Annotated in this window: 33 protein-coding genes and 1 tRNA gene; 16 read left to right on the top strand and 18 right to left on the bottom strand. The window is 70.8% G+C overall.

Going from position 1 to position 25,935, the window contains the following annotated elements; all coding sequences use genetic code 11:
* Positions 1 to 90: 90 nt before the first annotated feature.
* On the bottom strand, positions 91 to 636 hold the full coding sequence (locus KME80_RS00495; protein WP_219498739.1) for an SMI1/KNR4 family protein: 546 nt from the start codon (positions 634 to 636) through the stop codon (positions 91 to 93).
* A gap of 39 nt (positions 637 to 675) precedes the next feature.
* Positions 676 to 1,278, bottom strand: a complete 603-nt coding sequence (locus KME80_RS00490; protein WP_219498736.1) for a hypothetical protein — start codon at positions 1,276 to 1,278, stop codon at positions 676 to 678.
* A gap of 87 nt (positions 1,279 to 1,365) precedes the next feature.
* Between KME80_RS00490 and KME80_RS00485 the strand changes: the two genes are divergently transcribed.
* Positions 1,366 to 1,968, top strand: coding sequence for a hypothetical protein (locus tag KME80_RS00485; RefSeq protein WP_219498734.1), 603 nt, complete (start codon positions 1,366 to 1,368; stop codon positions 1,966 to 1,968).
* 36 nt (positions 1,969 to 2,004) lie between these two features.
* The gene (locus KME80_RS00480; protein ID WP_219498716.1) at positions 2,005 to 3,144 is read left to right on the top strand and encodes a glycosyltransferase family 4 protein; all 1,140 of its coding nucleotides are present in this window, start codon (positions 2,005 to 2,007) and stop codon (positions 3,142 to 3,144) included.
* Positions 3,145 to 3,176: 32 nt separating this feature from the next.
* Here the strand turns inward: KME80_RS00480 and KME80_RS00475 are convergent, their stop codons facing one another.
* From KME80_RS00475 to KME80_RS52545, 5 genes are all read right to left on the bottom strand, one after another.
* Positions 3,177 to 3,482: a YbaB/EbfC family nucleoid-associated protein gene (locus KME80_RS00475; protein ID WP_219498712.1), complete on the bottom strand. Its 306-nt coding sequence runs from the start codon at positions 3,480 to 3,482 to the stop codon at positions 3,177 to 3,179.
* A 4-nt stretch (positions 3,483 to 3,486) separates the two neighbouring features.
* Positions 3,487 to 3,864 carry a YbaB/EbfC family nucleoid-associated protein gene (locus tag KME80_RS00470; RefSeq protein WP_219498709.1) on the bottom strand — a complete coding sequence of 126 codons (378 nt, stop codon included), beginning with the start codon at positions 3,862 to 3,864 and terminating at the stop codon, positions 3,487 to 3,489.
* Between the two features lie 5 nt (positions 3,865 to 3,869).
* Positions 3,870 to 4,760 (bottom strand): hypothetical protein, encoded by an 891-nt coding sequence (locus KME80_RS00465; protein ID WP_219498706.1) that lies wholly within the window; start codon positions 4,758 to 4,760, stop codon positions 3,870 to 3,872.
* A gap of 13 nt (positions 4,761 to 4,773) precedes the next feature.
* Entirely contained in the window at positions 4,774 to 5,262 is a 489-nt protein-coding gene (locus KME80_RS00460) for a hypothetical protein (RefSeq protein ID WP_219498702.1), read from the bottom strand.
* A 116-nt stretch (positions 5,263 to 5,378) separates the two neighbouring features.
* A complete protein-coding gene (locus tag KME80_RS52545; protein ID WP_219498699.1) occupies positions 5,379 to 5,960 on the bottom strand; it encodes a YdeI/OmpD-associated family protein in 582 nt (193 codons plus the stop codon).
* Between the two features lie 157 nt (positions 5,961 to 6,117).
* Between KME80_RS52545 and KME80_RS00450 the strand changes: the two genes are divergently transcribed.
* The 4 genes from KME80_RS00450 (at position 6,118) to KME80_RS00435 (ending at position 8,210) form a co-directional block, all read left to right on the top strand.
* Complete coding sequence (locus KME80_RS00450; protein WP_219498694.1) at positions 6,118 to 6,864, top strand: alcohol dehydrogenase catalytic domain-containing protein; 747 nt, start codon at positions 6,118 to 6,120, stop codon at positions 6,862 to 6,864.
* Between the two features lie 336 nt (positions 6,865 to 7,200).
* Entirely contained in the window at positions 7,201 to 7,428 is a 228-nt protein-coding gene (locus KME80_RS00445; RefSeq protein WP_219498691.1) for a hypothetical protein, read from the top strand.
* A gap of 13 nt (positions 7,429 to 7,441) precedes the next feature.
* Positions 7,442 to 7,852, top strand: coding sequence for a TIGR03668 family PPOX class F420-dependent oxidoreductase (locus KME80_RS00440; RefSeq protein ID WP_219499476.1), 411 nt, complete (start codon positions 7,442 to 7,444; stop codon positions 7,850 to 7,852).
* Positions 7,853 to 7,919: 67 nt separating this feature from the next.
* The gene (locus KME80_RS00435; protein ID WP_219498689.1) at positions 7,920 to 8,210 is read left to right on the top strand and encodes a YiaA/YiaB family inner membrane protein; all 291 of its coding nucleotides are present in this window, start codon (positions 7,920 to 7,922) and stop codon (positions 8,208 to 8,210) included.
* 3 nt (positions 8,211 to 8,213) lie between these two features.
* On the opposite strand, the gene KME80_RS00430 is transcribed toward KME80_RS00435, so the two are convergent.
* The 6 genes from KME80_RS00430 to KME80_RS00405 all read right to left on the bottom strand — a co-directional run bounded on the left by KME80_RS00430 (position 8,214) and on the right by KME80_RS00405 (position 12,434).
* A complete protein-coding gene (locus KME80_RS00430; RefSeq protein WP_219498686.1) occupies positions 8,214 to 8,864 on the bottom strand; it encodes a response regulator in 651 nt (216 codons plus the stop codon).
* A complete protein-coding gene (macS, locus tag KME80_RS00425; protein ID WP_219498683.1) occupies positions 8,861 to 9,964 on the bottom strand; it encodes a MacS family sensor histidine kinase in 1,104 nt (367 codons plus the stop codon). Before macS ends, KME80_RS00430 begins: the two co-directional genes overlap by 4 nt.
* A gap of 20 nt (positions 9,965 to 9,984) precedes the next feature.
* Complete coding sequence (locus tag KME80_RS00420; RefSeq protein ID WP_219498680.1) at positions 9,985 to 10,422, bottom strand: GNAT family N-acetyltransferase; 438 nt, start codon at positions 10,420 to 10,422, stop codon at positions 9,985 to 9,987.
* Positions 10,423 to 10,454: 32 nt separating this feature from the next.
* Positions 10,455 to 10,823, bottom strand: coding sequence for a VOC family protein (locus KME80_RS00415; RefSeq protein WP_219498677.1), 369 nt, complete (start codon positions 10,821 to 10,823; stop codon positions 10,455 to 10,457).
* Positions 10,823 to 11,200, bottom strand: coding sequence for a VOC family protein (locus tag KME80_RS00410; protein WP_219498675.1), 378 nt, complete (start codon positions 11,198 to 11,200; stop codon positions 10,823 to 10,825). Before KME80_RS00410 ends, KME80_RS00415 begins: the two co-directional genes overlap by 1 nt.
* 103 nt (positions 11,201 to 11,303) lie before the next feature.
* Positions 11,304 to 12,434 carry a S1 family peptidase gene (locus tag KME80_RS00405; protein WP_219498673.1) on the bottom strand — a complete coding sequence of 377 codons (1,131 nt, stop codon included), beginning with the start codon at positions 12,432 to 12,434 and terminating at the stop codon, positions 11,304 to 11,306.
* 82 nt (positions 12,435 to 12,516) lie between these two features.
* Between KME80_RS00405 and KME80_RS00400 the strand changes: the two genes are divergently transcribed.
* The 5 genes from KME80_RS00400 (at position 12,517) to KME80_RS00380 (ending at position 16,816) form a co-directional block, all read left to right on the top strand.
* Positions 12,517 to 14,439: an MDR family MFS transporter gene (locus tag KME80_RS00400; RefSeq protein ID WP_219498670.1), complete on the top strand. Its 1,923-nt coding sequence runs from the start codon at positions 12,517 to 12,519 to the stop codon at positions 14,437 to 14,439.
* The gene (locus KME80_RS00395; RefSeq protein WP_219498667.1) at positions 14,436 to 14,852 is read left to right on the top strand and encodes a hypothetical protein; all 417 of its coding nucleotides are present in this window, start codon (positions 14,436 to 14,438) and stop codon (positions 14,850 to 14,852) included. The genes KME80_RS00400 and KME80_RS00395 overlap by 4 nt, the downstream gene beginning before the upstream one ends.
* On the top strand, positions 14,849 to 15,103 hold the full coding sequence (locus KME80_RS00390; protein WP_219498664.1) for a hypothetical protein: 255 nt from the start codon (positions 14,849 to 14,851) through the stop codon (positions 15,101 to 15,103). The genes KME80_RS00395 and KME80_RS00390 overlap by 4 nt, the downstream gene beginning before the upstream one ends.
* 29 nt (positions 15,104 to 15,132) lie before the next feature.
* Complete coding sequence (locus KME80_RS00385) at positions 15,133 to 15,858, top strand: M15 family metallopeptidase (protein ID WP_246643587.1); 726 nt, start codon at positions 15,133 to 15,135, stop codon at positions 15,856 to 15,858.
* A 112-nt stretch (positions 15,859 to 15,970) separates the two neighbouring features.
* Entirely contained in the window at positions 15,971 to 16,816 is an 846-nt protein-coding gene (locus KME80_RS00380) for an NUDIX hydrolase (protein WP_219498662.1), read from the top strand.
* Here the strand turns inward: KME80_RS00380 and KME80_RS00375 are convergent.
* Positions 16,799 to 17,125, bottom strand: a complete 327-nt coding sequence (locus KME80_RS00375; protein ID WP_219498660.1) for an STAS domain-containing protein — start codon at positions 17,123 to 17,125, stop codon at positions 16,799 to 16,801. The two genes, KME80_RS00380 and KME80_RS00375, sit on opposite strands and share 18 nt — an antisense overlap.
* 51 nt (positions 17,126 to 17,176) lie before the next feature.
* Between KME80_RS00375 and KME80_RS00370 the strand changes: the two genes are divergently transcribed.
* Positions 17,177 to 17,263 (top strand) — tRNA-Ser (locus KME80_RS00370).
* 1 nt (position 17,264) lies between these two features.
* Here the strand turns inward: KME80_RS00370 and KME80_RS00365 are convergent.
* Positions 17,265 to 19,202, bottom strand: a complete 1,938-nt coding sequence (locus KME80_RS00365; protein WP_308125558.1) for a MinD/ParA family ATP-binding protein — start codon at positions 19,200 to 19,202, stop codon at positions 17,265 to 17,267.
* Positions 19,203 to 19,313: 111 nt separating this feature from the next.
* Between KME80_RS00365 and KME80_RS00360 the strand changes: the two genes are divergently transcribed.
* Together KME80_RS00360 and KME80_RS00355 are read left to right on the top strand one after the other, a co-directional pair.
* The gene (locus KME80_RS00360) at positions 19,314 to 20,270 is read left to right on the top strand and encodes an NAD(P)H-quinone oxidoreductase (protein WP_219498657.1); all 957 of its coding nucleotides are present in this window, start codon (positions 19,314 to 19,316) and stop codon (positions 20,268 to 20,270) included.
* 5 nt (positions 20,271 to 20,275) lie between these two features.
* On the top strand, positions 20,276 to 20,788 hold the full coding sequence (locus KME80_RS00355) for a bacterial proteasome activator family protein (RefSeq protein WP_219498654.1): 513 nt from the start codon (positions 20,276 to 20,278) through the stop codon (positions 20,786 to 20,788).
* Here KME80_RS00355 and KME80_RS00350 read toward each other — a convergent pair.
* Positions 20,779 to 21,585: an HAD family hydrolase gene (locus KME80_RS00350; protein ID WP_219498652.1), complete on the bottom strand. Its 807-nt coding sequence runs from the start codon at positions 21,583 to 21,585 to the stop codon at positions 20,779 to 20,781. The two genes, KME80_RS00355 and KME80_RS00350, sit on opposite strands and share 10 nt — an antisense overlap.
* A 223-nt stretch (positions 21,586 to 21,808) precedes the next feature.
* On the opposite strand from KME80_RS00350, the gene KME80_RS00345 reads away from it, so the two are divergent.
* Both KME80_RS00345 and KME80_RS00340 read left to right on the top strand, forming a co-directional pair.
* Entirely contained in the window at positions 21,809 to 22,012 is a 204-nt protein-coding gene (locus KME80_RS00345) for a cold-shock protein (protein ID WP_043619750.1), read from the top strand.
* Between the two features lie 281 nt (positions 22,013 to 22,293).
* Positions 22,294 to 23,676, top strand: a complete 1,383-nt coding sequence (locus KME80_RS00340) for a hypothetical protein (protein WP_219498649.1) — start codon at positions 22,294 to 22,296, stop codon at positions 23,674 to 23,676.
* A gap of 32 nt (positions 23,677 to 23,708) precedes the next feature.
* On the opposite strand, the gene serS is transcribed toward KME80_RS00340, so the two are convergent.
* Positions 23,709 to 24,971 (bottom strand): serine--tRNA ligase, encoded by a 1,263-nt coding sequence (gene serS / locus KME80_RS00335; protein WP_219498646.1) that lies wholly within the window; start codon positions 24,969 to 24,971, stop codon positions 23,709 to 23,711.
* 41 nt (positions 24,972 to 25,012) lie between these two features.
* Positions 25,013 to 25,933 (bottom strand): prephenate dehydratase, encoded by a 921-nt coding sequence (gene pheA, locus KME80_RS00330; protein ID WP_219498644.1) that lies wholly within the window; start codon positions 25,931 to 25,933, stop codon positions 25,013 to 25,015.
* Between the last annotated feature and the right edge of the window lie 2 nt (positions 25,934 to 25,935).

Genomic DNA, 25,935 nt, shown 5'->3' with positions numbered 1-25,935 from the left:
CGGGGGACGGCACCGGTCCAAAGCAGGATCCGGCGCGTCCGGGATCGTCCTTTCGGCCGGTTCGATGAGGACGAGGCACAGCCGGTCAGGTCAGCTACTCGCTGAAAGTCGTTGCCGGGCCGCCTCCCACGGCCGCATCCCGCCGTCTTCGCCGGCGTCCTCCTCGTACCAGCCCGTCCCCGAAAGCCACGTCTCCAGCCAGCCGGCCAGCCCTTCTGCGTCGACGTACCACGCCTGGGACCACTCGTCGTCGACGCCGTTCGGCTCGAAGAGCAGCACGGCGCCCTCGGCGCTGCGGCAGTCCACGGCGGCGAACATGCCGCATCCCCAGTCGAGGACCGGCAGGACGTCCGCAGGCCAGTGCGGAGCCCCGTCCGCAAGCTCCTCGCGTTCCTCGCGGTAGACACTGACCGCGGTACGGCCTTCGCCCACGAGCGGAAGGAGCTGGTAGTCGGGGCCGAAGCCGCCGTTGGCCACCTCGCGGTAGAGCCGGACGAGCAGAGGGGGAAGGCTGAACCCCAGGGTGCTCTCCGCCTGCGCCACCTCCACGGCCGTGGCAGGGGAAGGCAGCTGCTGCTCTGCGGTCGCGTACGCCTTCGCCCGCACCCGCTGAAGAAGGTCGTCCAGGTTCGTCACGGCGATGATGTTGCCATCCGGCCCCGACATTCTCGGCTGTCAGGCGGAGGGAGCAGAGCGGTGGAGGCGATCCCAGGCGAAGCGCCGGCGTTCCGCTGACAGCCCCTGGTCCCTCATGGCCCGATCCAGCAGGTCCACCTCACACCCGTGCGCGCTCAGGTGGCGGAGAAGGGGCTCGTACCGGTCGGCTCTGTCCCGTACGAGCTCCGTCGCCAGCCGTAGCTCCAGCCGGACCGCGGGCACCCGGTGCGAGCCGCATGCGACCCATACGTAGTGCTGCCACGGGCCGCGCCCGATGCATTCCATCCCGTCGGAGTCGAACGGTTTCTCAACGGTGCTCATCTCCACCTTGACCCCGCGCACCTCGTACCTGGCGAAGTATTGCGAGGACTCCGCAATCCACGAGGCAGCGTAAAGGCAGGGAAACGAGGCGAGCGCGGCGCCGAACGTGTCGACGTCCTCCCGCCGCGCCACCAGAAGGTCGATGTCACCGACAGGAAGGTGAACCCCCTGAAGAAGGGCCGCGCTCGTGCCCCCCAGGCGGTAGGTGATGTCGGCGCCAGCAGCTCGCATGGTGGTGAGCACCGTGTCCAGCGCCGCAGTGATGTTCGCCAGTTGGGGATGTGTTCCGCCGTTGTCCATGAGGCGCAGCGTAAGAGCCTGAGGATCCACTATGTCAGCGCACCGGGGAGCCTTTTCCGAGTGAGGGCGGGCCTACACTCGGCGCGCATGCGACTGAAGGCGATCTTGGCGCTGTTCGCTGTGTACGCCGTCACGGCGGCGCCTGAATTCCTGCCCGGCGGGTGGCGGGTGATCGTGCAGCCCGCGACGAGCGACGCCGCCGAGGTCTACTACCACCCGGTTTCACCCGTGCTGCTCCGGTCACACGAGGGCATCGAGCCCTTCCAGGACGCCCAGCAAGCCGCCCTGCGACGGGCCGAGCTCCACCCGCACGATCTGGCTCCGCCGTACATCCTGTACGAGCCGTACCGGCTGGTCGCGCCCTACGTCACCGCGCGAGGACGCGCGCTTGCCTCGCCCCCGATCTCCGGGGTGAGCCGGTCGGACGGGAAACCCGTTCCGTACGTGATCGTGCCCCAGGTCCGGCCGGCGGAGAACAGCCAGGCGGAACTCACCGCGCTGATGGAGGCGGAACGCGGTCCGATCGACGAACCGGAAGTGTGGGGCATGGGAATCAGGCCGGAGCTCAACCGGATCGTCCTCCAGACCAATGCCTTCGATCAGGGCTTACGCCGCCGGATCGCCAAGCAATACGGCGGACTCGTCACCATCGAATGGGACCCCTCCGGCCAACGCCCGCAGCTCGACTGAGGATTAGGAGGCGACCGGCGTGAAACACTCCACGGCGTGCGCGAATATCTGTACCTCGTTCTCACGGCAGCGGTGGCGACGTACATCCTCGTGCCACTCGTTCGCAGATTCGCCGTCTCCATAGGCGCGATGCCCGAGGTCAGAGAGCGCGACGTGCATGCCACCCCGACGCCCCGGCTGGGCGGGCTGGCCATGTGCGCGGGTTTGGTGACGACCCTTCTGATCGCCGCTCGGCTCGACAAGTCGGGCGCCAAGCTCGCGGACAGCAATTTCCTTTACGGGCTGGTCATTTCCTGCGTCGTCATCGTGGCTCTCGGCTTTCTTGACGACTGGCTGGGTCTCGGCTCGCTCACGAAGCTCTGTGGGCAGATCGCCGCAGGTGGAGTGCTGTCCTTCTTCGGAATCAGGCTACCGTGGATACCGCTCCCCAACGGGGCGACGTACATACTCGACAGCACGCTGAGCACGATAGTCACCATCGGCATCGTCGTGGCCATCATCAATTCGCTGAACTTCGTCGACGGGCTCGACGGCCTGGCCGCGGGCATAACAACGATTGCCGCGGCCGGGGTATGGCTTTATTCGATCATGCTTTCCCAGCATCTGAGCGGCGATCGCATTCAGGTGACCGCCATCATGTCCGCCATTCTGATCGGCGTCTGCCTAGGGTTCCTGCCGCACAACTTTCACCCCGCGCGGATTTTCATGGGCGACACAGGCTCCATGCTCCTGGGGCTGGTGCTTGCGACCTCCATGGTGCTGGTGACATCGGATATCGCGCCGGACGCGGTTGCCGAGGTGAACCGCTTTCCGATGGTCATTCCCCTTGTCCTGCCCGTTGCGCTGATCGCCGTGCCTCTCATAGACCTTTTGAGCGCCGTCATACGCAGGACGTCCCACGGGAAATCCCCGTTCGCCCCGGATCGGGGGCACCTTCACCACGTCATTCTGGACAGCGGACACTCCCACACCCGGACGGTGCTCATTCTCTACGCCTGGGCAGGCATCTTCACGTTCGGCGTGGTGGCCCTCGCCCTGGGCGGTGTTCCGCTGGTCGTTCTCCTGGTCGCAGTAGTGTTCGCGCTGCTGGTCCTGGCGCTCACCCTTCACCCTCGCCTGCGCGCCGCGAGTGATTCCGCAGCTGCACGGGAACACAGGGGCGCAACGCGCCCATAGGCCCCAGCTCGTGGTCGGGGCGGAATGAGCCTTCAGGGCTTCTGGCGGGGTCCTGGGTGCAGGTCGGTGAGCAGGGCGTCCCTGGAGGCGGTGGCGGCTTCCTCGGCCGTGCTGATGGCCTGCAGGATGGCGGCGGCGAGGTTGGTGGCGTCCAGGCGTCGTCGGGTGCGTGGGGAGATGTCCAGGCGGGTGAGGGCGCCGAGGGCGTCGGTGACGGCAACGATGCCGCCGTCGTCGGCCCGGCCGGTGAACTCGGCGGCGCTCCACTCGTCCACCCGCGCCTCCGCTCGTGCGGCGGCGGCGATCAGCTCCTCCAGGCGCGCGTTCGCGTCCTGCATGCGTTCACTCCCCCTTCAGCACGTTGCGGATGTAGCCCTCCAGCGGGTCGGCCGCGCTGCCGGCGGCGCCCGGGACGCTCAGGCCCTCGATGACCTCCTCCAGCCGCTCCCCCATCGTGGCGTGGGCGGCGGCGATCGCGTCCAGCACGGCCTGGGCGAGCCGCAGGTGGTCCAGGTCGCGGGAGAGGCGCGGGTCGATGGTCAGGGCGCGCAGGCGTCCGCCGCCGGACACCACGGCGCGTACGGCCCCGCTCGGGTCCGTGCCTTCCAGGCGTTCCTGCTGCAGGTCGCTCATCGCCCCGGACAGCGCGCCGGCCCAGCTCTCGGCCTCGCGCAGCAGCCCGGAGAGGTTGTCGGGCCGCCCTTCTGCGAACGATTCCACGTGCCTCATGTCGTGGCCTGCGGCTGCTTGGGCTGCTGGGGCTGTTGCGGCTGGGAGGCCGGGACCCAGTATTCCTTCAGCCGGAAGGGGTCGGCGATCGCGGGCGTGAGGTTGAGGTCGCGCGCCCCCATGTCGGGGTTGCCGCTCTTGTAGAAGGCGCCTCGCAGCTCGTTGAGCTTGAGTTCGAGCTTGTTGAGATCGCCTTCGTACGAGTTGTACACGTCGGCGAACTGCTTGACCATGTTCCCCGCCATGCTCATGAACACGCCCACCTGGGTCCACAGCGCGACCTTGCCGACCGGGTGGGCGCTGAGCGAGGCGATGGTGCGCAGCACGGGCGCGGAGGAGGCGTACAGGCTGAACACCGACAGGTCGTACTCCAGCACCTCCTTGAACTGGCTGTGCATGGTGCTGCTCATCTCGCCGGAGATCTTGCCGAGCTGGCTGTAGAGGCCGTTGACGTTGAATCGCACGTACTGCTGCAGGGTTTCGACCGCGCGGCCCTTCCAGTTGGGCGCGATGTCGTCGAAGAACGACCGCCACAGGTCGGAGCGGCTGCCTTCGAGCTGCCCGGCCATGTCCTTCCACTGTTCGCGCCGGTCGTAGAACAGGAACGGGTTGCCCATGTTGAGGGTGGCCGCCACGTCCAGCGCGAGTGCCGCGACGCCGAGGCCGGAGATGACCATGGCGCTCCGGGTGGTCTGGCGCAGGGGGTTGAGCTGCGAGATCAGCCGCCGGTAGAAGCCGGGGTCGGTGCGCGGCTGCGGCGGCGAGACGGTGATGGTGCGCTGCACGGCGCCCCGGGCGTTGGCGACGTGCAACTGCTGGCCGCCGGCAGGAGGCGTGGTCTGACCCGGCACGATCAGTTTCGGCGGTTCGCCGGATGGGGTGGTCATCGCGGGGTTCCTCCTACTTGATGGTGCTGGCCTTCTGGGCGGCGACGTAGTTCGCGGCGGCGGTGGAGATCTTGCCGCTGTCGGTGCGCAGCACCTCGGTGAGAATGCCGGCGCTGTCCCGCCAGGTGTCGGCGATGGTGTTGAGCCGGTTGACGAACATCAGTCCGACGATCGGAATGCCGGCCATCGGGGCCAGGTGCCAGCCTTCGAAGCGGGGCGTCCACTGCTTGACGCTGTCGACGCCGATGGCCGAGTCGCCCATCGTTCCGGCGAACTTGCGCACGTACCAGGCGTCGACCTCGTAGCCGCCCGAGGGGGTGCCGCCTCCGGGGTCGGCGACGGACGGCGGCGGCGCGGACGACGCCTGTACGGTCTGCGCCGACTGCGCGCGCACGGTGGGCGGGAGGCAGACCGGTGGCGGGCACGCGGGAGTGTGCGGGCACGGGCTCACCAGCGGCGGCGGCACCGTGCCGGCCTGGGAGGACGGGTCATCGGTCGACACGGCCTCGTTTTTACCAATTTGGATCAAGGCCGTGGGGTGATTCGGTGCCGCTGAAGTCAATGTTCAGCCGTTCGTCACCATTGCGACATTTACCCGTCCTCGGCACGCCTGCGTGCTCACGGGTAGATCTTCTGGTGCTCCCGGAGCATCGCGACGAACTTCTCGATCCGCGCCGCCCGCGTCGCGGGCCGCTTGGCGTCGCCGACGCGGTAGAGGATCGCGTAACGGTTGGCCCTGTCGAGCGTGGCGAAGAACTCCGCCGCCACGGGGTCGGCGTCGAGCGCCGCCTGAAGGTCATCGGGTACGGTCGCCGTGCTCGACGATTCGTAGGCCGCCTCCCACCGGCCGTCGGCCTTCGCCTTCTCGACCTGCGCGAGACCGGCCGGGCGCATCGCCCCGGCGGCGATGAGCCGTTCGACCTTGCCGCAGTTGACCTTCGACCACCGGCTCCTCGGCTTGCGCGGGGTGAACCGCTGCAGCCAGTGCTCGGCGTCGAACTTCACCTTCTGCCCGTCGATCCAGCCGAAGCAGAGCGCCACGTCCAGCGCCTCGGCGTACGTGACGGACGGAATGCCGGAGTCCTTCTTAGCGATCTTCAGCCAGAGGCCGGGCGAGACGGCGTGCTCGGCGTCGAGCCACTTCTCGAACTCGGCCTGGGAGGCGAAGGCGAGGATGGGGAGATCTTGCTTGTCCGTCACTGCTTGACGCGCTCCTTCGGAACGGGGTCGGTCTCGGCTCGATCGTCGCACCCGGGCGTACGTAAGGCACCTTGAAGTGCGTACTTCCTGGTAGAAAGCCGCTCTCCATACGGTAATCCGCGATTCCTGAAATATCCGGAACTGGGGGCGATTCTTCATGCGTGCCGTTGTCATCCGGGCCTTCGGCGGGGCCGAAGTCCTGCGGATCGCCGACGTCCCGGCGCCGGTCGCCGCGGAAGGGCAGGTCCGCATCCGGGTCGAGGCCGCGACGGTCAACCCGGTCGACCTGGCCACCCGGTCCGGCGCGCTCACCGGAGCGGGCCTGCTGCCGGCGCGCGACGTGATCGGCATCGGCTGGGACGCCGCCGGGACCGTCGACCAGATCGGGCCCGGCGTCACCGGGTTCAAGCCCGGCGACCGCGTCATCGGGCTGTGCGACCGGCTCGACGTGCCCCTCGGCGCCCAGGCCGAACACGTCGTCCTCGACGCCGACGCGGTCGCCGCCGCGCCCGCGGGCCTGTCGCCCGTGGAGGCCGCCACGCTGCCCCTGAACGGCCTGACCGCCGCCCAGGCGCTCGACGGGCTCGGGCTGGACGACGGGCAGACGCTGCTGGTGACCGGGGCGGCCGGGGCCGTCGGCGGGTTCGCGGTCCAGCTGGCCGTCGCGCGCGGGCTCCGCGTGGTCGCGGTCGCCGGAGGCGCGCCGCCCCCGCTGCGCGGCATCCGGGTCTTCAACCACTGGATCCGCGCCGACGGCGCCCACCTGTCGCGCCTGGCCGCCCTGGCCGAAGCGGGCGCCCTCACCCTCCGCGTCGCCGGCGCCCTCCCCCTCGACCAGGTGGCCGCCGCCCACCACCGCCTCGCCACCACCCCCCTCCGCGGCCGCCTCGTCCTCACCCCGTAGCCGTACGATCCCGCGCGGCATGCGACCCGGACGAGGAACCGTACGGCGGGCAATCCAGAGGCCCGTCGACACCCTGCTGGCGTCCGGGCGGGCACCGGGTGCTGGAGGTCGCCTGGGGTGAGCCGGGTCAGGACCGGTTCGAGATGACGGTGGCGCCGGTGCTCAGCGGATCTGGCCGGACCGGCCGGAGCGGGGTCTCACGCCTACGACATAGGCGGATTCGGAGGGGGATTCGGCCCCACAAGCCTTCTCCAGCCTGGTGCGAACAGTGTTCACCACGGACAAGTAACCTACCCCCGGTCGCGGGTAGTGGCTTGGGCGGCACATACTGGAGGGGTGAAGCCAGCTAGCGGCGCGCCCCGCCGCCACCTGCCTACCAGTCCCTTCAAACCCCCGCCTCCCGCTCCACCGGTCGAGCAGCTCAGCCTGAACGACCGGGTCACCCATGACCGTTTTGGCCTGGGTGTCGTCATCGGAGTGGAAGACGAGATCGCCGTCGTCGTCGACTTCGGGTCACGGCAGGAGCGGATCACGACACCTTTCCACAAGCTGTACAAGCTGTAGGACCGCTCAGGCGGTGCGATTGGATGCCGGGACGGCGCGCCGGCTGTTCGGGGCCGCGCGGGTCGCCCGGCTGGGCACCGCCGGTTCCGACGGGTTGCCGCGTGTGGTGCCCGTGACGTTCGCCGTGCTCGGCGAACGGGTCGTGACGGCTGTCGACCACAAGCCGAAGCGCACCGCCGACCTGAGGCGGCTGCGCGACATCCGCGCGAATCCGAACGTCTCGCTGCTCGTCGACCATTACGAGGACGACTGGACGCGCCTGTGGTGGGCGCGTGCCGACGGCAGCGCGCAGATCGCCGACGAGGCCGAGCGTGCCGAGGCGCTCGACGCGCTGGTGGCCAAGTACGACCAGTACGCGGGCCGACGCCCGGAGGGTCCGGTGATCGTCGTGGCCGTGACCCGCTGGTCCGGCTGGCGCTACTGAGAACGGCGGCACGTACTCAGGTACGCGTACTCATGTGCTCGCCTGCCCGGTGGCGGACCCTGGGGGCATGACCAAACCAGTCCAGCCCACCATGACCGCCGCCTACTACGCGCAGAGTGTCATCTCGTTCGCCGTGGCGCTCGGCAGCACGGCGCTCGGCATCGTCTTCCTGCCGATCGACCCCTGGGTGCGGGCGTTCCTGGCGATCGCGGTGCTGTATACGGTGACGTCCGCGTTCGGCCTGGCCAAGGTCATCCGTGACCGGCAGGAGGTCGCCCACATGTCCAGCCGGGTCGACCAGGCGCGCCTGGACAAGCTGCTCACCGAGCACGACCCGTACAAGGTCGACAGTCTTTGACCGTCAGGCCTGGTCGAGCCCGCGTTCGATGGCGTAGCGGACGAGTTCGACGCGGTTGTGGAGTTGCAGCTTGTTCAGAGTGTTCTGTACGTGGTTCTGCACGGTGCGGTGGCTGAGCACGAGGCGTTCGGCGATCTGCTTGTAGGACAGGCCCTTGGCGACCAGGCGCAGCACCTCGGTCTCGCGGTCGGTGAGGCTGGGCCCGTCGGCGGCGGGGCGCTGGGTGGCGAGGCGGCGGTATTCGCCGAGCACGAGCCCGGCCAGGCCGGGGGTGAAGACGGGTTCGCCTTCGGCGGTGCGGCGGACGGCGTCGAGGAACTCCTCCCGGCTCGCCGACTTGACCAGGTAGCCGGAGGCTCCGGCCTTGACCGCCTCCAGCACGTCCTCGTGCTCGCCGCTGGCCGACAGGACCAGGACGCGGGGCGGCTGTTCGGTGGCGGCGAGCCCGCGGGCGACCTCGACGCCGGGCAGGTCGGGCAGTTGCAGGTCGAGGATGACCACGTCGGGCCGGATGGCGCCGGCGACGCGCAGCGCCTGGCGGCCCTCGCCGACGGTCGCCACGACCTCGTAGGCGGCGTTCTCCAGGTCGCGGGCGACGGCGTCGCGCCACATCGGGTGGTCGTCCACCACCATCACGCGCAGGGCACTGGTCATCTGGTCACTGTAATCTCGACCTCGGTGCCCTGGCCGGGCACGGAGGCGATGGTGACGGTGCCGCCGAGGCCGGCGATCCGGCCGCGGATCGACTGCGCGACGCCGAGCCTGCCTTCGGCCTCGGCTTCGGCGAGGCGGCCTGCGGAGATGCCGGGGCCCTCGTCGCGCACGGTGATGGTGATCGATCCGGCGTCGTCCTCGGCGAAGACCCAGGCGCGGGCGTCCTCTCCGCAGTGCCGGCGCACGTTGTCGAGCGCCGCGCCGACGGCCGCCTCGACCTCGCGGGCGCGGGCGGCGGGCAGTGGCAGCGGGGTGGCCGGGGCCGAGACGGTCACGGTGGGCGTGGTGAAGCGGCGTAAGCGGGCGCCCACGTCGACCAGGCCGGTGTCGTCCTCGGCCGTGGCGGGGCCGCTGCGGATCAGCTCGCGCACGGCGGCCTCCTGCTCGCCGGCGAGCCGGCCGAGCTCGGCGGCCTCTCCGCCGATCTCCAGGCCGCGCCGCTGCACCAGCGCCAGCACCTGCAGCACCGAGTCGTGGATGCCGCGCGCGATCCGTTCGCGCTCGCGCACGGCGGCCTCCCGCTCGACGGCCCGTTGCAGCCGCTCCTCCGCCTGCTTGGTGAGCCTGGCCACGTGGCCGACGACGGTGCCGGCCAGGATGAGCAGCACCGCGCCGTTGACCGGGACGGAGAGGTCGAAACCGTGCGGTCCGCGCAGCCACAGGTCGGCGAGCGACAGCACGATCGCCGCGACGGCGCCCGCGCGCCGCCCGCCGTGGACCGCCCAGGCGAGCACCGGGCCGCCGACCCAGGTTGCCGTGACGGGCATCACCCCCGGCCCGGCGTAGGCCCCCTGGACGTACGGCGAGGCGGCCATGCAGCCGAGCGTGACGAGGACGTCGATCACCAGGAGGGCACGGCTGCGCGAGGTCGTGTAGGCGATGGTGGTGGCCACGGTCCACCCGGCCATCACGCCGAGGACGAGCCACCCGGCGACGGGCCGCGCGTAGCCGCCGGCACTGGCCAGCAGCAGCGCGGCGTAGCCCAGGGAGGCGAAGCGATAGACCGCGATGGCCCGCCAGAACGACCCCTCGATGCCCATGTGGCCCGACTATAGGCCGGTCAGCTCAGCACCAGCATGACGTGGCCGTCGGGGTCGGTGCCGGTCCGCCGGAAGCCGCACCGCTCCAGCAGCCGGACGGACCCGGCGTTGCCCTCGTGCGGGTCGGCGTGCAGCGGCCGCTCCCGCTCCAGCTCAAGGAAGCGGGTCAGGGCCAGCGTGCCGACGCCCCTGCCCCAGAACTCGCGGCCGAGCCAGTAGCCGATGAACCGCCGCTCGCCGTGCCACCAGGCCACCACGTTGCCCGCGAGCGCGCCGTCGACGGTCACCGCCTGGACGAGGCAGCCGGGGTCGCCGAGGACGTTGGCCTTCCAGTGGGCCATGAAGGCCTCGCGCTCCCGGGGCCGCCAGCGGGCCCGGGAGGCCGCCTCCGGGTCGCACTCCTGCTCGTGGAAGGTGTCGAGGTCGGCCTCGGTGACATCTCGCAAACGCACGTCCATGCGCCCGAGTGTGCCGCCCGGCACCGACAGAACTACTCCTGCAGCACGGACAGCACGTTGCCCGCCGGGTCGGTGAACCAAGCGATGAGCGGGCCGCCGCCCCGGAAGATCCCGCGCTCGTCGGTCTTCATGTGCGGGTAGCGCTCGAAGCGCACCCCTCGGCGGGCCAGCTCGTCCACCGCCTGCTCGATGTCGTCGACCGGGAAGTTGAGGATCGTGTACGTGGCCGGCACGTGATCCTCCTTCGGGTAGACCAGGATGTCGCGGTCGCCCGCGATGTGCAGGGTGAGCATGCCGTGCTCCTCCGACACCCTGATGCCGAGCGTCCGGCCGTAGAACTCCTTGGCCGTGGCGATGTCGTCGACGGAGAAGCCGCTGAATGCCTTGGTCGTGCCGAACATCACATCGCCGCCCTGTGCTCGTCGCTGAGCTGGATGATCTGGACGTAGTTGCCGTCCGGGTCGATGGCCGTGGCGAACAGGCTGCCGTCGCGGTCCTCCAGCTCGGCCAGCCAGGCGGCGCCGGTGCTCTCCACCCGCTTCGCCACGGCGCGGGCGTCGTCGACGTCGAAGTTGAGGATCATCCTGCCGGGCTCGGGGTTCTTGTCCGAGATGTCCGTCCGGTGGTCGATGATCAGGTGAAAACTCCCGTACGTGAGCACCCGGTAGCCGTCGACGTCGGCGGTCTCGGTGGCGTCGAGGACCGTCTCGTACCAGGTGGCGAGCCTGCGCGGATCGGCGCTGGCCAGGAGCATGCCGTCAAGTGCGGGCCGCTTCATGGTCTCTCTCCTTGCGGGTCGATGTCGCTGTCACCCATGAAGACCAGGCTGCCCGCCGAAACTCATCGGAGCCCGGCGGCGCGCCGCCGGGCTCCGACCCGGGTCAGATCGTCCTGAGCGTCAGCCCGTACGTGCTGAGGATCTCGTTGACCGGCTGGTGGTACGTGGTCCCGCCGGTGCTGCAGTTGCCGGAGCCGCCCGAGGTGACGCCCTGGGCCTGGCCGTTCGAGATGAACGGACCGCCGGAGTCACCCGGCTGGGCGCACGCGCTGGTGCGGGTCAGGCCGCTGACCGTGCCCTGCGGGTAGGTGACGCTGGCGTTGTGCTGCTGGATGGTGCCGCAGCGCCAGCCGGTGGTGGAGCCGGAGCGGCAGATGGACGAGCCCACAGGCGCCTGCGTGGAGCCGCGGACGGCGACGAGCGAGCCGCCGGCGCCGCGGACGTACGGGGTGGCGTTGTGGCCGGGCGTGGCGACCCAGGCGTAGTCGTTGCCCGGGAAGGAGGAGCCCTGGAAGGTGCCCGACGGGCTGCTGGTCCGGGCGCCGGTGCGGCCGCAGTGGCCCGCGGTGACGAAGCCGGGGGTGGAGCCGCGGGTGACGGAGAAACCGATGCTGCACCGGCTGGAGCCGATGTAGTAGGGGTCGCCGCCGACGATGTCCTGGTAGAGCTGCGGGCTCTCGGTGCTGACGGTGAGCTGGACCGCGCTGCGGTCGACGCCCGCGGCCGCGGCCAGGGCCTCGGCGGCCTGCTGCTGTCCGGCGACGATGACGACGCTGTTGGTCGTCACGTCGACGTACCAGAGGGAGGCGCCGGAGCGGGCCTTGCGGGGGGCCTGGTCGATCTTCGCCTTGACGCCGTCGAGCTGGGCCAGCGTGCGGGTCACCACGACGGGTTCGGCGCCCTTGGCCTCGATGGCCGGCTTCTCGGCCGCGTCGGTGGTGGCGACCATGAGCTTGGACGCGTCGGCGTTCAGCCAGGCGCCGCCGTACGAGTCGCCTAACGAGGCGGTCAGCGTGGCTTCGACCGCGGCGGCTCGCTGTTCGTTGGCGAGGCGGGTGACGACCTGCTGCTCGGTGAGGCCGAGGTCGCGCTCGAGTGCGTCGATGACGGCCGGCGGGGTGTCCGCTGGTGCCGCTTGGGGGACCGGTTCGGCGGCCAGCGCGGGGGTGAATGGAGTGGCCAGGCAGGCGGCCAGGAGGGCGGTTCCTGCCAGCGCACAGCGTTTACCGAACATGTGCACTCCTTGATGGGGGTGCTGTCAAGTTACCGCTGCGTATGTCGGCCGCCACGTACCAAACGACCCGTATTACGGAGTTATGGGGCCCCTTGCGGTCACAGACCGGAATCTTCCATGCTCGGGAATATATCCACTTGCCGAGCGGCTAGTAAACGGGCGTATACTCCAATGCGGACTTAAGAGGGGAAGTGGTGTCTTGGTAGCCCGGACACAGACCGCGACCCCCGCGGGACGGCACTACACCCACCGCGAGATTCTCGAGGTCATGTCGGGGCTCATGCTCGCCATGCTCACCTCGATGATCTCGACCTCCGTGGTGGGCACCGCGCTGCCGACGATCGTGGGGGAACTCGGCGGACAGGACCAGTACTCGTGGGTGGCGTCGGCGACCATGCTGACGATGACGGTGTCGACGCCGTTGTGGGGCAAGCTGTCGGACCTGTTCGGCCGTAAGCTGCTCTTCCAGACCGCCCTCGGGCTGTTCGTCGCGGCGTCGCTCGTCGCCGGCCTGTCACAGGACATGGGCCAGCTCATCGCCGCCCGCGCCGTGCAGGGACTGGGCGTCGGCGGCCTGTCCGCCCTGTCACAGGTCATCCTGGGCGACATCGTCTCGCCGCGCGAGCGCGGCCGCTACTCCGGCTACATGGGCGCCGTCTTCGGCATCTCCACCGTCGCCGGGCCGCTGCTCGGCGGGTTCATCGTCGACGCCGACTGGCTCGGCTGGCGCTGGTGCTTCTACGTGGTCGTGCCGTTCGCGCTGGTGTCCTTCTTCGTGATCCAGAAGGTGCTCAAGCTGCCGTCGGTCAAGCGCGACACCACGATCGACATCTGGGGCGCCACCACCATCACGGCCAGCGCGAGCGCGCTGATGCTGCTGCTGACCTTCGGCGGCAACCAGTTCGCGTGGAACTCGCCCTGGACCTACTTCCTCGGCGCGCTCAGCCTGCTCATGCTGGCCCTGGCCGTGGTCGCCGAGCGCACCCACGGCAACCCGATCCTGCCGCCCCGCCTTTTCCGCAACCGCACGTTCGTGCTGACCAGCCTCGCCTCGCTGTTCGTCGGCATGGCGATGTTCGGCGCGATGATCTACCTGCCGCAGTACCTGCAGATCGTCAAGGGCATGTCGCCGACCGCGTCCGGGCTCATGACGCTGCCGATGGTGCTCGCGCTGTTCGTGTCCGGCGTGGTCTCCGGCAAGATCGTCACCCGGACCGGCAGGTGGAAGCTCTTCCCCGTCGCCGGCCTGCTCATCGTGGCCGTCGGGCTGTTCCTGCTGTCGCGGCTGCACGTCGACTCCGGCGAATGGCTCATCGGCTTCGACGTGGCCGTGCTGGGCCTCGGGCTCGGGCTGTCCATGCAGATGCTGATCCTGGCCGCGCAGAACGGCTCCGAGCTGCGCGACATGGCCGCGACCACGTCCGGCGTGTCGTTCTTCCGCTCGCTCGGCGGCGCCGTCGGCGTGGCCGCGTTCGGCGCCATCCTCACCAACCGCCTCAACAGCGAGATGGCCGACATGCTGCGCGCCGCGGGCATGAAGCCCAGCGCCGACACCGCCTCGCTCGGCAGCCCCGACCAGATCCAGCACCTGCCCGAGCCGATCAAGAACATCATCCTGGAGGCGTTCACGCGCGGCCTGGAGACCGTGTTCATCGTCGGCGTGCCCATCGCGCTGCTCGGCTTCGTCGCCACGCTCCTGCTCAAGGAGCTGCCGCTGCGCGGCTCCGCGGCCCCGCCTGAGCCCGCCGCCCCGCCGCTCGGCAAGGACGACATGGTCCTGGCCGGGCTGCTGCTGGAGCTCGTCGCCCAGCGGGTGGAGCGTACCAACGGGCGGCCGTCCGCCCTGCTCACCGCGGTCGCGCGGATGGCTCCGCCCGACGACCGGTCCGAGCCGGAACGCGCCAGGTCGGTGGCGCAGAACGTGCTGCGCCCCACCTCGCGCGCGCTGCTCGCGCAGGCCGCGCCGCCGCGCAAAGACCTCGTCACTGGAGGGATCCCGCAATGATTCGCAAGTTCATCGGCGCCGTCACGGCCGTCCTGGCGGCCCTGGCCGGCCTGTGGCTGATGCTCGCCCCGTTCGCCCTGGGCACCCAGCCGGCGAACGCCGACTGGACCGATCCGACCACCGCCGAGTTCTTCACCGGCCTCGGCGTGGCCGTCATCGGGCTCGCCGGCGCCTCCGCCTTCGCCGCCGCCATCCACGAGGACCTCGTCGCACGCGGCCTCGTGACCGTACGCGAGCGCAAGGCCGAGCCGGAGCCCGAGCCCGCCCCGGCGGCGCCGCAGACCTCATCCGCGGAGCTCGCCGCCCTCCTCGCGCCGCTCGTCGAGGCGCTGCGCGAGGACCTGAACCACACCGCCCGCCCGAACCGCCAGAACGGCTCGGTCACCCTGGTCACCGCCGAGGAGAACCGATGAAGGCCAAACTGGGCGTCTCCGCCCTCGTCCTGCTGTTCCTGACCGGCCTCTGGCTGGTGGCCGCGCCGTTCGCGATCGGCTACCAGCCCGCCGGTGTCGCCTACACCGACGTCACCGTCAACGACCTGTGGATCGGCGGCGGGCTCGCCGGCGTCTCGTTCCTCGCCCTGGTCGTGTACGCGGCCGACGCCCTGCGCGAGCTCACCCGGGGGCGGCACGTCGGCTCGCCGACCGGCGACCGTACACCCTGACCTGGCACGACGTCGCATATGGTGGCCAGATGAAGCGTGCTGCCGCCATGACGTTCGTGATGCTCGCGTCCGTCGCGTGCGGCGGGCAGGCGCCGGTCGCGTCCTCCGCGCCCAGCCCGCCGGCCGCACCCACGACGCGGACGCCCGCCACCCCGGCCCCGACGCCGACCCCGACCGCCACCGAGCCGCCCGAGTTCAAGGCCGAAGTCAGCACCATCAGCCGTGACCGCCTGCGGCACTCATGGCGCTCCGGCTGCCCGGTCCACTACCGCGACCTGCGGCTGATCACGATGTCCTACTGGGGCTTCGACGACAAACCGCACACCGGCGAGCTCGTCGTCAGGAAGACCGTCACCGACGACGTCGTCACCGTCTTCCGCAAGCTGTACGACTGGCGGTGGCCGATCCGGCGGATGGAGCTCGTCGACGTCTACCGGGGCGACGACTACGACTCCATCGACGCCGACAACACCTCGGCCTTCAACTGCCGCCGCGCCACCGGGTCCGGGAGCTGGTCCAACCATGCCTACGGCGAGGCCATCGACCTCAACCCGCGCGAGAACCCGTACGTCACCGCCGGCGGCGACACCGCCCACCCGAACGCCGAGAAGTACACCGAACGCCCGATGAAGGGCAAAGGCGTCATCAACCCCGGCGACAAGGTCGTACGGGCCTTCGCGGCCGTCGGCTGGGAGTGGGGCGGCGACTGGTCCGGCACCAAGGACTACCAGCACTTCAGCAAGGGCGGCGGCTGAGCCCGGACCCGGCGCCCGTCACGCACGGTGCGCCCAGGGTTACCGCAGGTCAGAAGGTACGTAGGATGATGACCACCACGTCATCTCAAGCGAAGGCTGCGACAATTTCGACATGGCGGACAAGGACGGCGACGGCTGGACCGAATGCGGACGAGGCCACCGGCACTGGGGGCTCCACGGCGCCTCCGGGCTCCTGGCCGTGCACCATGACGACCTCGGCACCCCGCACGTGCTGATGCAGAAGCGGTCCTGGTGGAGCCACCACGGCGGCACCTGGGGCCTGCCCGGCGGAGCCCGCGACAGCCACGAGGACGCCGTGGCGTCCGCGCTGCGCGAGGCCCACGAGGAAGCCGCGCTCGCCGCTGACGGGCTGCGCGTCCAGGGCGTCTACCTCGACGACCACGGCGGCTGGCAGTTCGAGACCGTGATCGCCGAGTCGGCCGAGCGGCTGGCCGCCGTGTGCGCCAACGGCGAGAGCGACGAGCTGCGCTGGGTGCCGCTGCCCGAGGTGCCGGGGCGCAAGCTGCATCCCGGGTTCGCCGAGACGTGGGACGACATCCAGGGCGCGATCAGCCCCGAGACCGTCGTGCTCGACGTGGCCAACATCGTCGGCGCCCGCCACGAGCACGGCTGGTGGAACGACCGGCTCGGCGCCGCCACCCGGCTGCTGCACGACGTGGCGGGGCTGCGGCTGGACCATCCGGTGCTGGCGCAGTGGTTCCCGCGCATGGTGGCGGTCGTCGAGGGCGCCGCCAGGGGCGTGCCCGACATGCCCGGCATCCAGGTGGTCGCCGCCACCGGCAGCGGCGACGACGCCATCGTGGACGTGGTGGCCCGGGCCAAACGGTGGGAGCGGATGCTCGTCGTCACCGCCGACCGGGCCCTGAAGGACCGCGTCACCGAGCTCGGCGCCGAGACCACCGGGCCGCGCTGGCTGCTCTCACAGCTGGGCAGGTAGGACCCCGTCGAAGACCGCCTTGAGCCCGGTCACGTCGAGCACCCGGCGCAGCACCCCGTGCACGCCCGTCAGGCGCAGCCCGCCACCGTGCGCGCCCACCGCCCGCTGCAGCTCCACCAGCACCCACAGGCCGCTCGAATCGCAGAACTCCAGCCCGAGCGCGTCCACCACCAGATCGAACCGGCCCTCGGCGGGCAGGTCGGCCAGCCGCTCCTTGAACCGGGGGGCCGTCAGCTTGTCGAGGTCGCCGGCCAGGCGCACGACAATGACGCCCTCGCCGCGCTCCACCTCGACGCTGAGATCCGCCACCTCCTGAACGTACACCGGCGTCACCGCAGCCGCTATCGTGGTGTGCGCACTGGAGGGTTCGCATAGTGGACGAGTGCAGCCGCCTTGAAAGCGGCCAGGTCAGCGATGGCCTCGTGGGTTCGAATCCCACACCCTCCGCTTACTCGTGGCTGCCCGCGAAGCCGTCGCCCACGCTGGCCGCGACCTGCAGAAACGCCTCCCGCGTGTCCTCCTGCAGCCGGTCCAGGTCGATCTCGGCGCCCTCCTCCAGATGCGGGTCGTAGGGCACCTGGATCACGGCACGGCAGCGGGCGGCGAAGTGGGCCTCCAGCTTCTTGATGTCGACCGCCGACTTCGAACGCGGCCTCACGCTGCACAGCACCACCGTCGCCTCGCGCACCAGGCCGCCGTAGTGGTGGGCCTCCAGCCAGTCGAGCGTCGCCGAGGCCGCCCGCGCGCCGTCGACCGAGGGCGAGCTGACCAGCACGATCTGGTCGGCCAGGCCCAGCACGCCGCCCATGGCCGAGTGCAGCAGGCCGGTGCCGCAGTCGGTGATGCAGATCGAGTAGAAGTTCTCCAGCACCTGCGAGACCGCCTGGTAGTCGGCGCCGCTGAACGCCTCCGACACCGACGGGTCACGGTCGGACGCCAGCACCTCCAGCCGCGACGGCGCCTGCGACGTGAACGCCCTGATGTCGACGTAACGCTTGACCTGCTCGCGCTCGTTGAGCAGGTCGCGCACGGTCGCGGACGTCTCCAGCTCCAGCTTGTCCGACAGGGTGCCGCGGTCGGGGTTGGCGTCGATGGCGATCACCCGGTCGCCGCGCATCTGCGCCAGCGTCGCGCCCAGGCCGACCGTGGTCGTGGTCTTGCCGACGCCGCCCTTCAGGCTCAGCACCGCCACCCGGTGGTGACCTGCGGCCACGGGGGTGCGGGCCCTGGCCATCAGCGCGCGGCGGCGCCTGACCTCCGGGGGCTCGCCCGGCTTGATCCAGCCGCCTGACGCCTTGTAGATCAGGCGGCGCCAGCCCTTGGACGGGGCGTTGCGGCGGCCGCGCAGCAGGGTCTCGGGGTCGAGACTGTCGGCCGTGGGCCTGCCGGTGACGGGCGGCTTCGGCGGCGCGTTGAAGACCGGCGCGGGGGCCGGGCGGCGGCGCGGCTCCGGGCGCTGGAACTCGGGGGCCTGCCGGTGCCGCGGCTCCACGGCCTCCTGCGCACGCTCCTGGCGTTCCTGGCGCTCTGGGCGCTCTGGGCGCTCCTGGCCGCCGAACGGGCGGTCGGCGGCCTCGGAGGGCCACTCGGGCCGCGCGTGCTCGCCCGAGCCCCACCGCAGCCGGATCGGCTCCGACGCCCGCTCCTGCTCCGCGGCCCCCCAGCCGACGCGATCGGGCAGCTCACGCTCCCCAGCGCCCGAACCACCCCGCTCGGGCCCCTCGGGCTGCTGATGCTCGCCGGAGCCCCAACCAAGCCTCTCGGGCCGCTCGTGCTCGCCGGAGCCCCAACCGGGGCTGTCGGCCGGATCCGGGCGGTCGGGTTCGGTCCGGTCGGGGGTCCAGACCGGGCGGTCATGGGTCTCGGGGTCCGGCTCGCCCGCGTCGTCGGACGGCGGGGTGTCGGCGACGGCCGGCTGGGGCGCGGTGTCCTCGCGGGACGCGGGCCGCCAGGCCGGGGGCGCCGGCCAGGGCAGGTTCTCCTCCGTCTGCTCCTCGGCCCGCTCCGGCGCCGGCTCCTCGGGCCGGGGCAGCGGCCGCAGCGGCGCCATGAACGCCTCGTCGGCGGACACCGTACGGGCGGCGGCGGGCTCGGCCTGGTCCGGCCACTCCCCCGCCTCACTCCCGGCCGAGGGCGCGGGCGGCGGCTCCTCAGCCGTGGCGGCCCCGTACACCGAGTCGACCGCGGCCCGGAACAGCGGCGGGGGCGGCGTGTCGTGCTGCGGCACCGCGAGCCACGGGTCCTGCGGGTACGGCGACACGACGGCGGTGTCGTCGGCGGACGCCGACGACGCGCTGACCTTGACCGGAGCGTCTTCCGTCTCCTTGATGGCGTCGAGCCAGGCCAGCTGTTCCTCGAGGGATTCTTCCCGATCGTGCCTTGCCACCGTGTTCCCCCTGTGGGTCTAAAGGGGCAGCAAATACTTCGCAGGTTAACGTCAAGAGTGGAGGGTAACGCCGCCAACCCACAACTTCTCTGCCCCGTTACCGTGGATCGCATGCGAGCCATCGAGATCACCCGCAGCGGCGGGCCAGAGGTGCTGGAATGGCGTGAGGTGCCGGATCCGCGGCCGGGGCGCGGCGACGTGCTCGTCGAGGTGACGGCCTCCGCGGTCAACCGGGCGGACGTGCACCAGCGCATGGGCCGCTACGATCCGCCGCCCGGCGCGCCGGCCTACCCGGGGCTTGAGGTGTCCGGCGTGGTGGCCGAGGTCGGCGCGGACGTGGAGCAGTTCAAGGCCGGCGACGAGGTGTGCGCGCTGCTGGCCGGGGGCGGCTACGCCGAGCGCGTGAGCGTGCCGTGGCAGCAGGTCATGCCGGTGCCGCAGGGCGTGCGGCTGGTGGAGGCCGCCGGGCTGCCGGAGGTGGCGTGCACGGTGTGGTCGAACGTGTTCATGACGGCGCGGCTGCGACGCGGCGAGACGCTGCTGGTGCACGGCGGGGCGAGTGGGATCGGCACGTTCGCGGTGCAGCTCGCCAAGGCGCTGGGCGCGCGGGTGGCGGCGACGGTGGGGTCGGCGGCCAAGGCCGAGCGGGTCAGGGAGCTGGGCGCCGACGAGGTGGTCAACTACCGCGAGGAGGACTTCGCGGACAAGGTCGAGGCGGATGTGATTCTCGACATCATGGGCGCCAAGTACCTGTCCGGAAATATCCGGGCGCTGCGTACGGGCGGGCGGCTCGTCGTCATCGGCCTCCAGGGCGGCCGCAAGGCCGAGCTCGACCTGGGCGCGCTGCTGGCGAAGCGCGCCTCGGTCCACGGCACCACGCTGCGTTCCCGGCCCGTCGACGAGAAGGGCGCCATCGTCCGCAGCGTCGTCGACAACGTATGGCCGCTGGTCAGTGCCGGGGCCGTGCGCCCTGTCGTGTACGCCGAGCTGCCGATGTCCGACGCCGCCGAGGCGCATCGAATGGTCGATTCCGGGGAGCACGTCGGGAAGATCCTGCTAGTACGGTGAGACGTATGAATGCTGAGGACAACAACACCCCCCACATCGTGGTGGTGGGCCCCGACTTCCAAGGTCAGGGCGATAACGGCGAGGAAGAGCGGTCGGTCACCAACCTGGTCGAGCAGCCCGCCAAGGTGATGCGCATCGGCAGCATGATCAGGCAGCTCCTGGAGGAGGTGCGCGCGGCCCCTCTCGACGAGGCCAGCCGCAAGCGGCTGAAGGAGATCCACGAGTCCTCCATCAAGGAGCTCGAGGACGGCCTGGCGCCGGAGCTGGTCGAGGAGCTGGAGCGGCTGTCGCTGCCCTTCACCGAAGACAACGGCGCGGTTCCCAGCGACGCCGAGCTGCGCATCGCGCACGCCCAGCTCGTGGGGTGGCTCGAAGGGCTCTTCCACGGCATCCAGACGACGCTGTTCGCGCAGCAGATGGCCGCCAGGGCTCAGCTGGAGCAGATGCGCAGGGCGCTGCCCGGCGTGCCGCAGGGTGAGGACCAGCCGCGGCCGCACGGCTCCGGCCCCTACCTGTAAAGCTCCTCCAGCACCCGCGCGACGCCGTCGTCGTCGTTGGCCTCGGTCACATGGTCGACCGCCGCCAGCACGCCGGGGTGCGCGTTGGCGACCGCGTAGGACGTGCCTGCCCAGCTCAGCATGGGCAGGTCGTTCGGCATGTCGCCGAACGCCACGACCTCCGACGCCTTGATCTCGTGCCGCTCGGCGAGCGTGGCCAGCGCCGTGGCCTTGGTGACGCCGTGGGCGCTCATCTCGATGAGGCTCCGGCCGCTGGAGTGGGTGGCGGTCACCAGATGGCCCACGAGGCCCTGGACGGTCGCGTGGAGGGTGTCGGGGTCCATCTCGGGGTGCAGAGCCAGCAGCTTGGCGCAGGGGCGCCCGGTGAGCGTCTCGCAGCCGGCGTCGAGCCCCTGGACGGCCTTGCGGTCCCAGCTCCCGAGCGGGAAATCTGACTCGTGCGCAAAACCGCCTTCATACTCGACCGAAAAGGCGAGTTCGGGCACGTTCGCTCGAAGCTGAGCGACGACTTCCTCCAGCACCTCCGCGTCGATGAGGTGAGATTCAACTATCCGTTCGGTATGCAGATCGTAGATCAGCGCGCCGTTGGCGCAGATGGCCAGGCCACGGTGGCGCAACGCGCCCGCCACGCCGCCCATCCAGCGGGGCGGCCGCCCGGTCACGAACACGAGCATGGCTCCGGCATCCTCCACCTTGGCGAACGCGGCAGCCGTGCGGGGAGACACGGTTCCGTCGGTACGCAGGGCAGTGCCGTCCAGGTCGGTGGCCACTAGACGCGGCGCGGGAAGGCTGTACATAACAGGTTCCAGTTTGCCCGGTGATGCGACCGGCCAGAAATCTTCCTACCGACGGGAACACCAACGCGCCAGAATGGTGTTAGATGTGGAGGCGTTGTATTAGCTGATCCCGTAGTGAAAACCAGCATGACATTGTCTGAGCCACCCCGGGTGCTTGCTGTACGACACACCGGGACCCACGAGGTGTGGGTCCCATAGATTCACATCCTGAGGGAGAGCTTTTATGGCTCAGGGAACCGTCAAGTGGTTCAACGCTGAGAAGGGCTTCGGCTTCATCGCCCCGGACGGCGGTGCGCCGGACGTGTTCGTGCACTTCTCCGAGATCGTCGGCAACGGCTACCGCAGCCTTGAAGACGGCCAGCGGGTCGAGTTCGAGATCACGCAGGGACAGAAGGGGCCGCAGGCCTCCCAGGTCCGTGCCATCTGACCTGTAGCAGCGAGACAGGCCGGGGTTCGCTTCCAGCGGGCCTCGGCCTTTCGCATTCCGGACTGAGCCCCGGCCGATCCCGTGCCGATCCCGGGCTGATCACGGATGTGACTCGATTCACATCGCCGCCGAACCACGCGGCCTTTCGCGACATCAAGCCATATATGAGGCATGCGTGGTTATCGCACCCCGCGACGCTCGTCGCGGCACTCGTTCTGCTTCTCAACGACCACCTGCTCAAACACGCCTGGTCAAGCCCTGTCACGGGCAAGCTCAGCGACGTGGCCGGACTGGTGGTCGCGCCGCCTCTGGTGGCCCTCCTGCTGTGCCGCCGCGCCGATCTGGCGGCCACGGTCCTGACCGGTGTGCTCTTCACGCTCGTGAAAACGACGGAGACGGGCGCTGAGGCCGCCTCCCATGTCTGGACAGCCGTGGCGGGCCCGTCGCGCGTCCTGGCCGATCCCACGGATCTTCTGGCACTGCCGGCGCTCGGTCTGGCGTGGTGGATCCGGCGGCGCAGCCTCACGGCCGTCCCGCGGCGCTGGCTCGTGATCACCACCATGCCGCTGGCCGTGCTCGCCGTCACCGCCACCTCGGCGGCGCTCGGTCCCCCGGCCGCCCACGTCGTCGTGGTGCGCGGCGACTCCATCGTGGTCGCGGGCGAGTCCATGGGCCCGCTGGCGTCCTCCGACGGCGGGCGTACGTGGACGGACTGGGAGAGCGAGAGGGCGTCGGCCGCTCTGGAAGGCGACGAGCCGCCGATCGGCCCCGCGTGGGACGGGCAGGAGCTCGGCCCCGGCCAACGCGCCGCCTGCCTGCGCGAGCACTGCTACCAGATCGTCGAGGGCGCAATGAAGGTCATGCGCTCCGGCGACGGCGGCGCGACGTGGGACCCCGGCTGGGAGGTGTCGCCGGGGCGCGCCAAGATGCTGGAACGCGCCCTCTCCGACGGCGCTCCCATCGTGTCGAGGTCGCTGGCCGTCCAGGAACACGGCGACGGGCACGTGGTCGTCGTGGCCAACGGCCGCGACGGCGTGGCCGTGAAGGACGCCGACGGGGCCTGGCGGCGGCTCGGCCTCACGCCCCAGGGCGAGCTGTCGGACGCCGCTGCGATCCCGCTGAGCCGGCCCGCCGACGCCTCCGGCGAGATGCGGGTCGCCGTGCTGGCCGCCGTCCTGGCGGCCCTGGCCGGGCTTGCCATTCAGGTGGTACGGCCGCTGCGGCGCACCCGCCCCCTGGCCGTCGTCATCCTCGGCGGCGCCGGCCTGGTGCTGCTGGGGCCGTGGCCGTACGACGAGTGGTCCGAGATGGAGCGGCACGTGCTCATCAGCAACAACCCGGCGCCGGTGATGGCCTCGGTACTCGGCGGCGCGTTGCTGCTCACTGCCGTGATCGTGGCCACCTCGCTGATCACCGACGCGCACCTCGGCCGGCGCGGCCTGTCGCGGGCGGTCGCGGTGGGCGTGGCGGTCGGGGTGGGCGTGGCGGCGCCGTTCAGGGCGTGGAGCGTGGGCCTGGTGGACGACTACGGCCTCGCCCTGGCGACCGCCGCCCTGCTCGGCGTCGGCGCCGCCGCCGCCGGGCTCGTCACGCTGCGCAGACGCGCCCTGCTGGAGGCACCCGAGCCGCGGCCGGACGCGTACACGCTCCCAGGACGCGGCTGACGGCCCGCGCGGGCCGTCAGCCGGTCGGGTGGCTACTTGGCGGGCTCCAGCACGTCGAGGCCCACGTACGGGCGCAGCGCGGCGGGCACCACGACCGAGCCGTCGGCCTGCTGGTGGTTCTCCAGGATGGCGACGATCCAGCGGGTCGTGGCCAGCGTGCCGTTGAGCGTGGCCAGATGCTGCGGCTTGCCGTCCTTGTCCCGGTAGCGGACGGCGAGCCGGCGCGCCTGGAACTCGGTGCAGTTGGAGGTCGAGGTCAGCTCGCGGTAGCGGCCCTGCGTGGGGATCCACGCCTCGCAGTCGAACTTGCGCGCCGCCGACATGCCGAGGTCGCCGGCCGCCGTGTCGATGATCCGATACGGCACCTCGATCTTGGCGAGCATCTCCTTCTCGTACTCAAGCAGCCGCTGGTGCTCGGCGGCGGCGTCCTCGGGACGCACGTAGGAGAACATCTCGACCTTGTCGAACTGGTGGACGCGGATGATGCCCCGGGTGTCCTTGCCGTAGGAGCCCGCCTCGCGGCGGAAGCACGACGACCAGCCCGCGTAGCGCAGCGGCAGCTCGTCACCGCCGATGATCTCGTGCGCGTGGTAGCCCGCCAGCGACACCTCCGACGTGCCGACCAGGTAGAGGTCGTCGTCGGGCAGACGGTAGATCTCCTTGTCGTGGGCCACGTGGAACCCGGTGCCCTGCATCGTCTCCGGCTTGACCAGCACCGGCGTGATCATCGGCGTGAACCCGCGCTCGATCGCGTGCTGCATCGCCATGTTGAGCAGGCCGAGCTGCAGCCTGGCGCCCACGCCCTTGAGGAAGAAGAACCGCGAGCCGGACACCTTGGCGCCGCGCTCCATGTCGATGGCGTCGAGCCGCTCGCCCAGCTCCAGATGGTCCTTCGGCTCGAAGTCGAACACCCGGGGCTCGCCGTGCGTCTCCAGCACGACGTAGTCGTCCTCGCCGCCGGGCGGGGCGGCCTCCTCGACGATGTTGGGCACCGTCTGCAGGACCTCGTCGAGCTCGCCGGCCAGCTTTTCGGCCTCGGCCTCGGCGGACTTGACCTGCGAGGCGAGCTCCTTGGCCCGCTGGAGCAGCGCGGCCTTCTCCTCGCCCTGCGCCTTGGAGACCGACTTGCCCATGCTCTTCTGCTCGGCGCGCATGGCCTCGAACGAGGTCAGCGCGGATCGGCGGCGCTCATCGAGCGCGAGCAGCGTGTCGACGACGGAGTCGTCCTCACCGCGGGCACGCTGCGACGCCCGTAGCCGGTCGGGATCCTCACGAAGGGTACGCAGGTCAATCACAAGGAAAGGCTACCGGCGCGGGCCCCTCACCCGCTCCCGGATTAGACCTCGCCGGCGCGGACGCGGGCCAGCCAGCCCGCCGCCTCGGCGAACTCCGCGTCGGCGGTGCCCCGCTTGATCTGCGGCGCCACCCCGTCCGCGCGCGGATAACTGCCCAGGAAGCGCACCTCGCCGCAGATGCGGTGCAGCCCGGAGATCGCCTCCCCCACCCGCGCGTCGGCCACGTGACCCTCGAAGTCGAAGTGGAAGAAGTAGCGGCCGATGCCGTTGCCGGTGGGCCGCGACTCGATCCGGCTCAGGTTGACGCCGCGCACCGAGAACTCGGTCAGCATCTCCAGCAGCGCGCCCGGATGGTCGTCGGCCAGGAAAGCCACCAGCGTCGTGCGGTCGGAGCCGGTCGGCTCGGGCAGCGGGCCCGGCCTGCTCACCCTGACGAACCTGGTCACGGTGTCGGACCGGTCGCCGATGTCGCCCACCAGCTCGACCAGGCCGTAGTGCTCGCCCGCGATGCGCGCCGCGATGGCCGCGTCGTACGGCGAGCCCGGCAGCGACACCTCCTGGGCCGCCGCGGCGGTCGACGGCGCGGACACCACGACCGCGTCGGGCAGCTCGCGCGACACGAACGCCCGGCACTGCGTGATCGCCGCCGGATGCGTGTAGACGCGCTTGATGTGCACCAGCTCGGTGTCGGGCCTGGCCAGCAGCGAGAACCGCACCGGCAGCAGCAGCTCGGCGGTGATCAGCAACGGCTCGCCCCAAGCGAACTCGTCGAGCGTCGTCGTGATGCCGCCCTCAAGGGAGTTCTCCAGCGGCACCACGGCCCCGTCTGCCTCGCCGCTCCGCACCGCGTTGAGCGCGGCAGGCACGGTGGCGCACGGCAGGCGCTCGGCCCCTGGCTCCAGCAGCCGCAGGGCCTCCTCGGTGAAGGTCCCCTCCGGTCCGAGATACGCGAGTCTGGGCATAC

Origin of the sequence: Nonomuraea ceibae (genome assembly GCF_019396325.1) — a bacterium.
Taxonomy (GTDB): domain Bacteria; phylum Actinomycetota; class Actinomycetes; order Streptosporangiales; family Streptosporangiaceae; genus Nonomuraea; species Nonomuraea ceibae.
Note: the sequence above shows the minus strand (reverse complement) of the source record. Positions and strands in the feature narration are given on the sequence as shown.